This window comes from Stenotrophomonas sp. YAU14D1_LEIMI4_1 (assembly GCF_003086815.1).
Lineage (GTDB): Bacteria > Pseudomonadota > Gammaproteobacteria > Xanthomonadales > Xanthomonadaceae > Stenotrophomonas.
Genome location: NZ_CP025997.1, coordinates 3,968,567 through 3,981,529, shown reverse-complemented (window position 1 = coordinate 3,981,529; position 12,963 = coordinate 3,968,567). Strand labels below are relative to the sequence as shown.

Sequence of the window (12,963 nt, the reverse complement as noted above, 5' to 3'; positions counted from 1 at the left end):
CTGCCATGGCCGGGTGAAGCCGGGGCGAGGGTGGTGTCCAGAACATTGCGTCGCCGTGGCGGTGCAGGTGCGGTGCCGGTTGCGGCGGTATGCTGCGGCCAGCGCCGGGTTTTTCCGATTCCAAGGCAGTGGAGGTGCCGATGTACCAGGTGATTCTGTTGAAGAGTGAAACCGCGTTCGCGCGCGAGCAGTGGCCGCAGGTCGATGACCTGGTGGACTACCAGGGCGTGAGCTACAGCCTGCGCGCGGGCCCACGACAGCCGCTGCCCACCGACCACCCGTGGCACCCGATCGCGGTGTACGCGCCGGATGAGATTACCGAGGAAGAATTCCAGGACTGGTATGCCGCGCAGCAGCCGCAGGTGGAAGAACTGCGGTTGAAGTACTGAACGCGCGGGCGCCCGGCGCGGGCGGCCGACGCCGAGGGGCGGTAGAGTCGAGCTTGCTCGACTGCTTTCCGCGCGGTGCCGAACATCCCGCCAGTCGAGCAAGCTCGACTCTACGACAGAGGGGGCGGCAGGCTACTGTAGAGTCGAGCTTGCTCGACTGCTTCTCTCGACTCTACGCGGGCGTTACCCCCTGTGCCGTATAGTCGCGCGCAGGCGCGGTGGTCCGCGCGAACCGGTGTGGCTGGCTTGCTTTCCTTCTTCCGAACGATCCTGAAACGTGGCCCGTCGCTGGCGCTGCTGTTGTGTGGTGCGCTGCTGCTGGCTGCGCCGGTGCTGGCCCAGGATGACGACCCCACGCCGAAGCAGCAGCTGGCCAGCATCGAGGCCAGCCTGAAGGATGTGGAGCGCAAGCGCGACGCCGCCGACGCCATCGAAACGCTGGCGATGCTGTCCGAAACCGCTTCGCAGGCGCGCCGCGATGCCGAGGCGCTGGACAAAAGCCTGCAGCCGCAATTGGATCAATTGAACGAGCAGCTGAGCCAGCTTGGCCCGGCGCCCGACGGCACCACCGAACTGCCCGAACTGGCGGCACAGCGCCGCAACCTGACCCGCCAGCGCGATGCGCTTGCCGCGTCCATCGCCCAGGCCAAGGCCAGCGCCGTGCGCGCCGGCCAGTTAGCCACCGATATCGACAAGCAGCGCACCGCCCAGCGCACCGAAGAGCTGGGCCAGAAGGTGGATTCGCCGTTGTCGCCCTCGCTGTGGCGCAAGGTGGCCGACCAGTTGCCGGTGGATGTTTCGCGGGTGACCCCGTTGGCCGCACAGGGCCGCGATGCCCTGGCCGCTGCCCTGCGCAAGGAAGGTTGGAGCACGCCGCTGCTGGGCCTGCTGGCCGCGCTGGTGATGATGTTCCCGCTGCGCCTGTGGCTGCGTTCGCTCGGTCGCCGTTTCGCCGCTTCCGAACGCGCCCCGGACGGGCGCCTGCGCCGTTCCGGCCTGGCCATGTGGTTGCTGCTGGTGGGCACCCTGTTGCCGGGCTACGCGGTGGTGGTGTTCATCGCTTCGTTGAACGCCATCGGCGCCATCGCCCCGCGCCTGCAGACCGTGGCCGAAGGCGTGCAGCAGGCCACCTTCGCCGCCGCCTTCATTGCCGCGCTCAGTGCCTGCCTGCTGGTGCCGACGCGCCCGTCGTGGCGCCTGTTGAACCTGGATGACACCGCGGCGTTGAAACTGCGCAAGTACGCCTGGGGCGCCGCAGCGCTGGCCTGGCTGAGCACGGTGCTGGTGGCCATCGACCGCGCCACGCGCACCAGTGATGTCACCACCGTGGCGCTGGATGGTGTGATCGCGCTGACCTACCTGGGCCTGATCATGGCCATGCTGGTGACGCTGGCGCGGCTGCACCGCCGGCAAACCGCCGAAGCCGAAGCCAAGCTGGAAGCGCAGGCCGACGGCCAGACCGTGGCGACCCCAGTGCGGCGTGGCAGCTGGCTGGTGCTGGCCCGCGTGGCCGGCAACGCAGCCGTGGTGGCGGCGATCATCGCCACCCTGCTGGGCTACGTGAACTTCGCCAAGTTCGTGAACCAGCAACTGATCGGCGGCACCATCGTGGTGATGGCCGCCATGCTGCTGTTCAAGTTCGTCGACGACTTCTGCACCTGGCTGCTGAACGCCGACAGCAAGGTGGGCCAGACCATCCTGCTCAGCACCGGCTTGAGCGTGTCGCGGCTGGAGCAGGCCGGTGTGCTGCTGTCGGCGATGCTGCGCACCCTGGTGGTGCTGATCGCGCTGCTGGCGCTGGCGGCGCCGTTCGGCAATATCGGCACGATCGTCGAGCGCATCGGCTCGCTGGCCAACGGCATCGTGATCAACAAGGACCTGACGCTGCAGCCCGGCCGCATCGTCACCGGTGTGTTGGTGCTGCTGGTGGGCATCGGCCTGACCCAGCTGATGCAGCGCTGGCTGACCGACACCTACCTGCCCAAGACCGAGCTGGACCTGGGCGCGCGCAATTCGATCAGCACGATTGCCGGCTACGTGGGCATCATCCTGGTGGGCCTGTGGGCACTGACCGCGATGGGCCTGAACCTGAAGAACCTGGCGCTGCTGGTCAGCGCGCTGTCGGTGGGTATCGGTTTCGGCCTGCAGGCGATCATCCAGAACTTCGTTTCCGGTCTGATCCTGCTGGCCGAGCGGCCGGTGAAGATTGGCGACTGGGTGAAGCTGGGTGACCAGGAAGGCGATATCCGCCGCATCAACGTGCGTTCGACCGAGATCCAGGTGGGTGACAAGTCCACGCTGATCGTGCCGAATTCGGAGTTGATCACCAAGACGATCCGCAACATGACGATGGGCAACAACCAGGGCCGGATCCAGATCCAGTTCGCGGTGCCCACCAGTACCGATGTGGCGGGGCTGCGGCAGGCGCTGCTGGATGCCTATGGTGCGCACACGTCGGTGCTGCAGCAGCCGGCGCCGTCGGTGTATATCGACAGCATTGCCGGTGGCCAGATCACGTTCAACAGCTTCGCCTACGTGGCCAGCCCGCGGCAGGTGTACGGCACGCGCAGCGATCTGTATTTCAGTCTGCTGCAGATCCTGGCCGAGCGGGATATTCCGCTGTCCACCCCGACCGACATCCACCTGGTACGCGACACCCCGGCGGAGTAAGGGAGTTTTTGTCTGCAGGGCTTGTAGCCCTGCACCTGCTGTAGAGTCGAGCCATGCTCGACTGAAGCAACGTCAAAGGCGGGTGGGCTGAGGGTTGGCGGGGTGGGGCCGGTTGAGGGGGACGCCGCAACCGGACCCACCCCGCCTTCGACAGTTGGCCGCGATCTGTGGGGAGTGCGCTGGGGGTCAGATCCGTTCTCCGTAGGAAAACGGATCTGACCCCAGAAGCAATTCGATATCTGACAGATGTGTCGACCAAGGTCGACACCTACCCACAGCCGCGGGGCACCGCCCCACCATCCCTCGTAATGCACGCTTCTGCCGTTGCCGTTGCCGTTGCATTTAGCAGGTGCAGGGCGCAGCCCTGCCGCACCCCCCCTCACCCCCGCGGTCTGCCGCGCGAGGGCACCAGGGCGAAGGTATCCACGGCCAGCTTCTCGGCATGGTTCAACCACGCGCGGATCTCCAGATCGTCCACTTCGTGGTCCAGACCGAACGAGACGTTGATCTTGCCGTCGGCATCGGGCTGCACCCACTGCTGCGCCAGCACCACCTTGCGCTGCGACGACACCGCTTCGATCCAGAAGCCACGGTCCGGGCGCGTGCTGGCCACCAGCTGCAGCATGTACTGGCCGGCGCGGGTGCGGCGGCCCTTCTGGGTGATCATGTGCGCCTGGCGCACGCTGGGGCGCGGCCCCTGGAAGGCTTCCAGCGGCGCGTCGACGGCAATGCCACCGCGCAGATCGTCGTCGCGGTACAGCTTGATGCCGTTGTCGCGGTTCACCAGCAGCGCGCACCAGTCGCCGTCGGCCGAACCGTCCTCGAACGCCGTGCAGCGGTCCACGTAGGCCAGCGTGTTGTCCGGGTCAGCATCGTCGAACTGGCGCGAGGTGTTTTCCAGATACACCGATTTCAGCGCCCAGTCCTTGTCGTACTCCAGCAGCACCGGCGGCTGCACCTGCTGCAGACCCACCACCACCTGGTCATCGCCATCGATCTTCAGTTCGCGGGTTGGCTCGCCCAGCCACAGCGAACGGGCGAAGGCCAGGTACTGCGGGTAGTCGCGGCCGCCATCGCGGCGGGTGGCCACGCTGGCGCTGGGCGCGCGCTCGATGTCGATCAGCGAACGGCCAAAGCCCATGGTCTTCAGGTTCGGGTCCAGCAGGCTGAGCAGGGTGGCGCCCGAATCCAACGTGGTGCCGGTATCGGTGGCCAGCTGGCGCGGGGCAATGCCATCGCCCAGAAACAGCAGCAGGTTCTCGCGCTTCTGCCGGGTCAGGATGTGGCTCAGGTCGTTGGGCATGGCCAGGTGATCGGAGGCGATCACGATCAGCGTGTCCTTGCCGTACGGGCTGGCCTGGATGCGCTGCACCAGCTGCGAGATCAACCGGTCGCTGCACTTGAGCGCATTGAGCATGTTGATGTTGCCGTACTGGCTCTGGTAACGCTGGCCCTTGCAGGCCACCGGCAGGTGCCCGGCTGGGTGGTGGGTGTCCATGGTCAGCGTGGTCAGCATGAACGGCTCGCCCTTGCGCGAGAGCTGTTCGAAACGCTGGTAGGCGGTATCCAGCAGCACGTCGTCATGCACGCCCCACGGCGAGTAATGCACGCGGCCGATCTTCTTCTGCTGCTTGAACCAGTCCAGATCGTGTACTTCGTCGAAGCCGTGGCTGGCCAGGAACTGGCCCTTGCCGGCGAAGCGGCCGTTGGCACCGCCCAGATAGTGGTTGGTGTAGCCCTGCTGCTTCAGGTAATCGCCCAGGCACACGGCCTTGGGCAGGAAGCTGCCCATGCGATCCATGCTGTTCTCATCACCGGGCGAGGTGGTCAGTGGCACGCCGCACATCGACGACACCAGGCCGGCAATGGTCCAGCCGCTGCCTTCGGCCGATGCAAGGCCGCGCACATCCAGCGACTGGCTGGCAAGGCGATTGATGTTGGGCATCAGCCCCGGGAACACGTTCTCATCCAGATAGGTGCGTTCCAGGCTCTCGCCGTAGATCCACACCACGTTGCGCGGGCGCTGCAGCGGCTGCGTGGGCACCTGGTATTCGGGGGCGATGCGCGCGAAATCGACCGGGCGCAGCTGCTGGTACAGACGCTGGCCATCGCGTGCCAGTGGGCTGATGAAGATCGTTGCCATCCACACCACGGCGAAGCCTGCGAACCAGGCTGCGCCACGACCGGGGCGGCGCCAACGCTTCACCCGGGTGGCGAACAGCGGCAGCAGCGACACCAATGCCAGCACCACGAAGCCAGCGATATAGCCCTTGAAGTCGGCTACGCCGGCGCCTTCCATGTCGGCACCCAGGTGGTACAGGGTGGCCGCATTCAGGCCATCGCCGGAGAGCTTGTCGATCAGCCACCAGGCACTGAGCGACAGCAGCAGCAGCGAGAACAAGGCAGCCTTCCACCACACCCACTTATCGGACGCGAGGAACAACCAGGCCAGCAGCAACAGCGACAGCAGCAGAATCCAGAGCATAGGCAGCTTCGGCAGTGACGGGGTGGTGGTGATGGACGTCGTACCGACGCGTGTCCATCCAACCGACGCTGCCGCAAGCACACACACATGACAGGTCGATGACCCGATCATGCCTGCGCGAACCTGACTGAAATGTTTGTTCGTTACATGATGTGAAATCGCGCCGCATTGGTAAAACCAGCGTGAAAACAGCTACGCGATTTCATTAAGACGGCGCACGCATTGCCCGCTTCAGCGATGCCCGCGTTCTTCGCGTGCGCGCGCACGGCGATCGAACAGCAGTGCACTGGTGACGATGCCCAGGCCCAGCACCACGCCGATCAGCATCAACAGCAGGGCGATGGCGGGGTAGCCGAACACGTGCCAGCCGGTCTCCAGCTTCATCATCAGCGACGCGGCCATGATCAGTGCCGCACTGATGATGCCCGCGGCCACGCGGTTGGCGATCTTCTGCAGGTTTTCCATCAGACGCGATTCTTCCAGCCCGGTCACCTTCATCTGCAGGCGGTTCTCGGCCAGAAGCGCCATGATGTCTGACAGCTTGCGCGGCCCGTCGCGCAGCAGTTGCTGCAGCTCCATCGCTTCGCTGGCCAGATTGGCAGCCGAAAGCGACTTCTTCAGGCGCGCACGCATCACGTGCTGAAGCTGGCGTTCGACGATGCGCCGGGTATCCAGGTCCGGTGCCAGCAGGCGGCACACCGTTTCCAGGTTCAGCAGGGCCTTGCCCAGCAGGCTCAGTTCCGGCGGCGTGCGCAGGCCGCATGAGGTGGCGATGCGCACCATGTCCAGCACCACGCGGCCTTCGGAAAAATTGCCGTTCGCTGCGTAGCGTGCGATCAACTGGCCGGTTTCGCGCAGGTAGCGCTCCTCGTCGAAGGCTTCCAGCCGCGTGCTGATGCTGATCAGATCGTCGGCCACTTCTTCGCCGCGGCCATCGACGGCGGCGAACAGGATTTTCAGCAGGCGCTCGCGCAGCCGCGGTGGCATGTGCGCCACCATGCCCAGGTCGAAGATGGCCAAGCGCCCATCCGGGGTGACGCGCAGATTGCCCGGGTGCGGATCGGCGTGGATTTCGCCATGCACGAAGATCTGGTCCAGGTAGCCGCGGATCAGCGCGGCGGCCAGCGGGTCCATCGCCTGTTCGGTGCGGCGCACACCGGGAATCGCGTCCACACGCACGCCAGTGGCCAGTTCCATGGTCAGCACGCGCTGGCTGCTGAAATCCCACAGCGGCTGCGGCACCCACAGGCGCCGGAACGGCTTCAGGTGACGACCGAAGCGCGCCAGGTTCTCGGCCTCGGCGTGGTAATCCAGTTCCTGCATCAGGGTCTTGGCGAACTCGTTCAGCCAGTCGCGCAGGCGCACGCGGCGGCCCACCTGGGTCAGGTGATCGGCGGCCAGGGCGAAGCTGCGCAGTGCTTCCAGGTCCGAGCGCAGTTGCGCGGCCACTTCCGGCTTCTGCACCTTCACGGCCACCTGGCGTCCATCGCGCAGCACGGCGCGATGCACCTGCGCAATGGACGCGCAGCCCAGCGGCTCCGGGTCGAACGAGGCGAACAGTTTGTTCACCGGCGCGCCCAGTTCCTGTTCCACGATGGCGTGGATGCGCTGCACTGGAATGGCGGCCACCTTTTCCTGCATGCGCTCCAGCGCGGTGGCGAACTCCACCGGCACCATGTCCGGGCGGGTGGACAGCATCTGCCCCAGCTTCACGAACGTGGGGCCCAGCGCTTCCAGGTCGCTGACGAACTGTTCGGGATTGCCGTCGGGCGGCACGTCGGTATGGCTGCCCGCCGCGTCCAGGTTCATGCCGGAAAACACGCCGGAATGGCGATAGCGCATCAGCAGGCGCAGGATCTGGCTGCGCCGGTTCATGCCTGTGACCAGCGGTGGATTGCCCGGGGCGGTGGACGGATTGCTCAAACGACACTCCTTGAAAGCGACGGCACCCTGTTGGTAGTGCCGGGCCACGCCCGGCGGAAGGGCAACACCCCCAGTGTCCCCGCAGTGCGGTAGGCGCGCGGTGAACCCGCTACCGCCGTTGCCCCTGATCGGTCAGAATCCGTCCATTCCCTCTCTGGAAGTGCCATGGCCGGTGCCAGTCTGTTTGCCCTGCTCGACGATATTGCCACCTTGCTGGACGACGTCTCGATCCTCACCAAGGTTGCCGCAAAGAAGACCGCCGGCGTGCTGGGCGACGATCTGGCGCTGAACGCGCAGCAGGTCACCGGCGTGAACGCCAACCGTGAGCTGCCGGTGGTGTGGGCCGTGGCCAAGGGCTCGCTGGTGAACAAGGTGATCCTGGTGCCGGCGGCGCTGGCGATCAGCGCGCTGGAAGCCTGGCTGCACAGCCGTGGCTGGAACGTGCCGCTGATCGTGCCGCTGATGATGATCGGCGGTGCCTTCCTGTGCTTTGAAGGCGTGGAAAAGCTGGCGCACCGCTTCCTGCATTCCGCCGACGAGGACGCCGAGCACCAGGCCGAACGCCGCAAGGCGCTGGCTGATGAACAGGTGGACATGGTGGCGTGGGAAAAGGACAAGGTGAAGGGCGCGGTCCGCACCGACTTCATCCTGTCGGCCGAGATCATCGTGCTGACCCTGGGCGTGGTGGCGGTGGCCTCGTTCACCCAGCAGGTGCTGACCCTGACCGTGGTGGCGCTGGCGATGACGGTGTTCGTCTATGGCCTGGTGGCTGGCATCGTGAAGCTGGACGACGTGGGCCTGTACCTGTCGCGCAAGGGCGGGGCGGTGGCCGCGTTCGGGCGGGGCCTGGTGCGCTCGGCGCCGTGGCTGATGAAGTTCCTGTCGGTGGCCGGCACCATCGCCATGTTCCTGGTGGGCGGCGGCATCCTGGTGCACAACATCCCGGCGCTGCACCACGCGGTGCAGGCGATGGGTGGGGAAGGGCAGTGGGGCTGGCTGATCAGCGCGGCGGCGAACATGGTGGTGGGTATCGTGGCCGGCGCCATTGTGCTGGCCGCGGTAACCGGCTTGCAGAAGCTGCGCGGGCGCTGACTATGGCCGCCGGTCATGGCACGGCGCTACCACCACCCGCACGGTAGCGCCGGGCCATGCCCGGCGGATCGCATCATCCCGCCTGTACGCGATTCTTGCCGTGGCGCTTGGCCTCGTACAGCGCATCATCGGCCCGCCGCAGCAGGCTCTGCGCATCGTCGCCGGGCTGCCACTGCGCCAAGCCAGCGCTGAAATGCACCGGCACGCGCTGGTCGCGCACGGTCAGCACACGGTGCGCCAGTGAACGCTGCAGACGCTGGACCGTGGCCATGCTGTCCGCGCCCTGCGCATCGGGCAGCACCAGCACGAATTCATCGCCGCCCAGGCGGGCCACGCCATCGGTGGCCCGCAGCAGCAGCCGGCACACCGATACAAGGTGCTGCAGCAGTGCATCGCCACCGGCGTGCCCGTGGGCCTCGTTGGTCTGGTGGAAGTCGTCCAGATCGATCACCGCCAGCCCCAGCGGCGTGTTGTTGCGCGCGGCACGGGCCAGCTCGCGCTGCAGCAGTTCGTCCAGGCCGCGGCGGTTCAGGGCCTGGGTCAGCGGATCGATGCGGGCCAGGTCTCCGGCCTCGCGCAGTTCCTGTTCCAGTTCGGTGATGCGCTGTTCGGCGCGTTCCACCTCGGCGCGCGCGCTGGCCAGATGGTCGCGTGCCTGCGCCGCCTGCTGCTGCACCTTGCCGGTGTCATGCATCACTTCCTGCAGCAGCTGGTTCAGATCGGCGATGCTGCGTGCTTCGCGCAGCTGCAGCGCATAGCTGCCGATACGGTCGTGGTATTCGCCGGTGCTGGTGGCCATGCCATCCATGCGTTCGATGAACTCGCCCATCAGCCCGCGCATGGCGGCCTTGGATTCATCGATGCCCTGGCGCAGCAGCCCCTGCTTGTAGATCACTTCGCGCAGTTCGGCGCGGGTGCGTTCCACCGCTTCGGTGTCCAGCGGGCCGGTCAGGAGCTGCTGCACGGCGGTGATCTGGCCCTGCAGCCAGCTGCGGTCGTCCAGCAGCTCGCTCACGTTTTCCAGCAAAAGGGCGAACAGTTCCAGCAGCAGGGCCTGCTGTTCCTGCCAGCTTTCTGCGCGCACGCCCACCTGGTGGCCGAGTTCACGCACGCCCTGTTCAATGGGTTCCAGCGCCACGCCGGGCTGCCACTGGCGCAGGCGGGTTGCCAGCGCCTGGGCCTGCTCGCGCAGGTCGGGGTCGTGCTGCAGCAGGGCCACCACCGCACCGCCCAGCAGCAGCCGCAACTGTTCGGACAGGCGCAGGCTTTCGGGCTGGCCATCGGGGGAGTGCTGTTCGATGGTGCGGATGTACTTGTCGATCAGCTGGCGCATGGCCCGGCCGTAGCGCGGCCAATCGGCGCTGGCCTGGGCCGACTGCAGGCGGTCGCCCATGTCGCCCAGCTCGCCGGGCAGGGTGGCCATGCCGTTGGCGAAGGCGGCCAGCAGCGGCTCGGGCGCATCGGCGCCGGCGAACAGCTGCTGCAGGGCCACGCCGCCGCCGCCCTGCAGTACCACCCGGTCGGCCCGGCCATCGTCCACCACCGCGCGGACGCGCGCCGGCGGCCCAAGGGCGGTGCCGGGGGCAGGGCGGTGGTCTGGCTGGTCCGTCATGGAGCGAATCCCGGGGGTGGCAGGGGCTGGTTCCAGCATATCGGCGCGGCCGCGCACGGCTTGAACGGATAGCATGGGGCCACAGAATGCAGCAGTGGGGGTGGGTATGCGTGTGATGTTGCTGGGGGCGACCGGGCTGGTGGGCGGGCTGGCGCTGCCGATGCTGCTGGACGACCCGCGCTGCCGCGCCGTGGTGGCACCCACGCGGCGGCCGTTGGACCTGCGTGATGCCAAGCTGCACGCGCCGGTGCTGTCCTTCGACGCAGTGCCCGAGGCGCCGGACTGGGCGCAGGTGGACGCGGTCATCTGCGCCCTGGGCAGCACCATGGCCCAGGCCGGCAGCCGCCAGGCGTTCTACCGGATCGACCACGACTACCCGCTGGCCTTCGCCCATGCGGCCCGCACCCAGGGCGCACGCGCCTTCGTGCTGAATTCCGCGGCCGGGGCCAACCCGCGTTCGGCAGTGTTCTACAGCCGGGTGAAAGGCGAGCTGGAGCGCGACCTGCGGGCGCTGGAGTTCGCCTCGCTCACCCTGGTGCGGCCAGGCTTGATTGGCGGCCATCGCCAGCAGGTGCGCCGTGGCGAAGCGTTCGCACTGAAGGTGCTGGGCGCGCTGGACCCGGTGCTACCCCGGGCCTGGCGGATCAACCCGGCCGAGCGTATTGCCCGGGCGCTGGTGGATGCCGCGCTGGCCCCGGCGCCGGGCGAGCACGTCGTGCCGTCGCAGGATCTGGTGGGCTGAGCGGTAGAGTCGAGCTTGCTCGACTGCCTTGGCTCTTCGCTCTCCGCTTTTCGTAGAGTCGAGCTTGCTCGACTGCCTTGGCTCTTCGCTCTCCGCTTTTCGTAGAGTCGAGCTTGCTCGACTGCTCTTCGCGAACAGCAGTCGAGCAAGCTCGACTCTACCAAGGCAAATGCCAAGGCAAATGCCAAGGCAAATGCCAAGGCAAATGCCAAGGCAAATGCCAAGGCAGTTCATCGCCACGTTTCGCCCACAAAAAAACGCCGTGCAGTGCCCGGCGTTTTTCAGTCAACACCCACCCATCAATGGGTCGATCAGCTGGCCAGCGCGAGGTCGTCCATCATCGCGCGCAGGAAGCGGGCTGCTTCGCCGCCGGTGGCCGCGCGGTGGTCGAAGGTGACCGACAGCGGGATGACCTTGTGCGCTTCCACGCCGCCCATCACCGGGGTCATCTGGTGGCGGGCACGGCCGGCACCGACGATGGCTACGCACGGCGGCACGACCACCGGGGTGGCGTAGCGGCCGGCGAACATGCCGAAGTTGGACAGCGAGATGGTGTAGCCACTCAGTTCCGAGGCGGCGATGGAACGCGATTCCACCTGCTCGCGCAGACGGTTCACGCCTTCGCGGATGCCGCGCGCGTCGAGCATGTCGGCATTGCGCAGGGCCGGCACGAACAGGCCGTCGTCGGTGTCCACGGCAATCCCGATGTCCACCTGCGCGTGCAGGGTGCGGGTCAGTGCGTCACCGTCGAACCAGGCATTCATGGCCGGCACCTTCTGCGCGGCCACCACGATCGAACGCACCAGGCGCGCGGTCACGTCGTTGCCCGGCAGCCAGGCGTGGATGTCAGCGTCGTCGTTCAGCGTGGTCGGCACGACCTTGCTGTGCGCGTCGGCCATCACCCGCGCCATGTTGCGGCGCACGCCCTTCAGCGGTTCCGGCTGGCCCTTGGCGACCACGCCCGGCGGCTGGGTGCGCATGGGCTTGCCGGCAGCCGACAGCGGGGTGCGGGCTTCGCTCTGCACCGGTGCCGACACCTGCGCCGGGGCCGGCGCTGCATAAGCAGCGGCAGAAGCCGGTGCCGGGGCGGCGCCCAGCTTGGCGGTGCCGTTGGCGGCGGCCTGCTTGACGTCGGCCATGGTCACCGCGCCATCGGCGCCGGTGGCACGCACGCGCGACAGGTCCACGCCCAGCTTGCGCGCGGTGGCACGCACGGCCGGCACGGCCTTGACGCCACCGACGGCCAGCGCCTGTTCGGTATGTACGGCGTTGGAGCTCTGCATGGCGCCGACCACGGTGCCGGCGTCATCGCGCTCGGCCTTGGCTTCTTCGGCCACGGCCGCGGCCGGGGCTGCAGTCGGAATGGGCGGCGGGGTCGGTGCGGCGGCAGCCGGTGCCGGGGCATGGCCGTGGCTGTGGCCGGTGTCCTGGCCATCGGCGCGCTGCGGCAGGTTCGGGTCGATCTCGAAGCTGGCCAGCACCGAACCGGTGGGAATGATGTCGCCGGCCGCGCCGGACAGCTTCAGCACCTTGCCGGACACCGGCGAGGGCACTTCCACCACGGCCTTGGCCGTTTCCATCGACACCAGCGGTTCGTCCAGCTTGATGACATCACCTTCCTTCACGAACCATTCCACGATGGTTGCGTCCGGCAGGCCTTCGCCCAGGTCGGGCAGGTTGAAGTTCTTGGTCTGGCTCATGTGCAGTTCTCTTCCAGCAGTTCCAGTTCGCGGGCAGGCAGCCAGCCCGTCGCGCCGTTGGCGCGCTCGGACCACCACCACCCACCATGTTCGTGATGCAGCTTCACCATCTCGCCGCTTTCCACATCCAGCTCGCGGGCGTCGTAGTCGCGCAGAGCTTCGGCGCGACCTTCGTCCAGCGGCTGCAGCCAGGCGACGGGCGCCCAGCCGGCGCGCCCATCGTTGCTGCGTACCCAGGCAAACGCCGGCCATTCTTCGTCACGTACACCCACTTCGACGATCTGGCCGGTGCGGAACCGGAGCGGATTGGAATATTGGCTGCGGTAAGCCCCCAGCAGGCGGGCCCGCAT

At 67.3% G+C, this 12,963-nt stretch carries 9 protein-coding genes; 4 read left to right on the top strand and 5 right to left on the bottom strand.

Annotated features, from left to right (window positions below; all coding sequences use genetic code 11):
- Positions 1-140: 140 nt before the first annotated feature.
- Positions 141-389 carry a hypothetical protein gene (locus C1932_RS18225; RefSeq protein ID WP_108751125.1) on the top strand — a complete coding sequence of 83 codons (249 nt, stop codon included), beginning with the start codon at positions 141-143 and terminating at the stop codon, positions 387-389.
- Between the two features lie 237 nt (positions 390-626).
- Positions 627-3,059: a DUF3772 domain-containing protein gene (locus C1932_RS18220; RefSeq protein ID WP_199911981.1), complete on the top strand. Its 2,433-nt coding sequence runs from the start codon at positions 627-629 to the stop codon at positions 3,057-3,059.
- 379 nt (positions 3,060-3,438) lie between these two features.
- On the opposite strand, the gene C1932_RS18215 is transcribed toward C1932_RS18220, so the two are convergent.
- Positions 3,439-5,544 (bottom strand): phosphoglycerol transferase I, encoded by a 2,106-nt coding sequence (locus C1932_RS18215; RefSeq protein WP_108763104.1) that lies wholly within the window; start codon positions 5,542-5,544, stop codon positions 3,439-3,441.
- A gap of 231 nt (positions 5,545-5,775) precedes the next feature.
- A complete protein-coding gene (locus C1932_RS18210; RefSeq protein WP_234412399.1) occupies positions 5,776-7,419 on the bottom strand; it encodes an AarF/UbiB family protein in 1,644 nt (547 codons plus the stop codon).
- Positions 7,420-7,632: 213 nt separating this feature from the next.
- Here C1932_RS18210 and C1932_RS18205 point away from each other — a divergent pair, with 213 nt between their 5' ends.
- Positions 7,633-8,559 (top strand): DUF808 domain-containing protein, encoded by a 927-nt coding sequence (locus C1932_RS18205; protein ID WP_108763103.1) that lies wholly within the window; start codon positions 7,633-7,635, stop codon positions 8,557-8,559.
- 73 nt (positions 8,560-8,632) lie between these two features.
- Here the strand turns inward: C1932_RS18205 and C1932_RS18200 are convergent, their stop codons facing one another.
- Positions 8,633-10,171: a GGDEF domain-containing protein gene (locus tag C1932_RS18200; RefSeq protein WP_108751120.1), complete on the bottom strand. Its 1,539-nt coding sequence runs from the start codon at positions 10,169-10,171 to the stop codon at positions 8,633-8,635.
- A 106-nt stretch (positions 10,172-10,277) separates the two neighbouring features.
- On the opposite strand from C1932_RS18200, the gene C1932_RS18195 reads away from it, so the two are divergent.
- On the top strand, positions 10,278-10,913 hold the full coding sequence (locus tag C1932_RS18195) for an NAD(P)H-binding protein (RefSeq protein ID WP_108763102.1): 636 nt from the start codon (positions 10,278-10,280) through the stop codon (positions 10,911-10,913).
- 311 nt (positions 10,914-11,224) lie between these two features.
- Here the strand turns inward: C1932_RS18195 and C1932_RS18190 are convergent, their stop codons facing one another.
- Positions 11,225-12,613 carry a dihydrolipoamide acetyltransferase family protein gene (locus C1932_RS18190; RefSeq protein ID WP_108763101.1) on the bottom strand — a complete coding sequence of 463 codons (1,389 nt, stop codon included), beginning with the start codon at positions 12,611-12,613 and terminating at the stop codon, positions 11,225-11,227.
- Entirely contained in the window at positions 12,610-12,963 is a 354-nt protein-coding gene (locus C1932_RS18185) for an SH3 domain-containing protein (RefSeq protein ID WP_108751116.1), read from the bottom strand. Before C1932_RS18185 ends, C1932_RS18190 begins: the two co-directional genes overlap by 4 nt.

What these genes read in the sequence shown, in the direction of transcription:
- C1932_RS18185 (WP_108751116.1), bottom strand. Translation starts at nt 12,963, where the DNA reads ATGCGGGCCCGCCTGCTGGGGGCTTACCGCAGCCAATATTCCAATCCG.
- C1932_RS18210 (WP_234412399.1), bottom strand. Translation starts at nt 7,419, where the DNA reads ATGAACCGGCGCAGCCAGATCCTGCGCCTGCTGATGCGCTATCGCCAT.
- C1932_RS18225 (WP_108751125.1), top strand. Translation starts at nt 141, where the DNA reads ATGTACCAGGTGATTCTGTTGAAGAGTGAAACCGCGTTCGCGCGCGAG.
- C1932_RS18205 (WP_108763103.1), top strand. Translation starts at nt 7,633, where the DNA reads ATGGCCGGTGCCAGTCTGTTTGCCCTGCTCGACGATATTGCCACCTTG.
- C1932_RS18200 (WP_108751120.1), bottom strand. Translation starts at nt 10,171, where the DNA reads ATGACGGACCAGCCAGACCACCGCCCTGCCCCCGGCACCGCCCTTGGG.
- C1932_RS18190 (WP_108763101.1), bottom strand. Translation starts at nt 12,613, where the DNA reads ATGAGCCAGACCAAGAACTTCAACCTGCCCGACCTGGGCGAAGGCCTG.
- C1932_RS18215 (WP_108763104.1), bottom strand. Translation starts at nt 5,544, where the DNA reads ATGCTCTGGATTCTGCTGCTGTCGCTGTTGCTGCTGGCCTGGTTGTTC.
- C1932_RS18195 (WP_108763102.1), top strand. Translation starts at nt 10,278, where the DNA reads ATGCGTGTGATGTTGCTGGGGGCGACCGGGCTGGTGGGCGGGCTGGCG.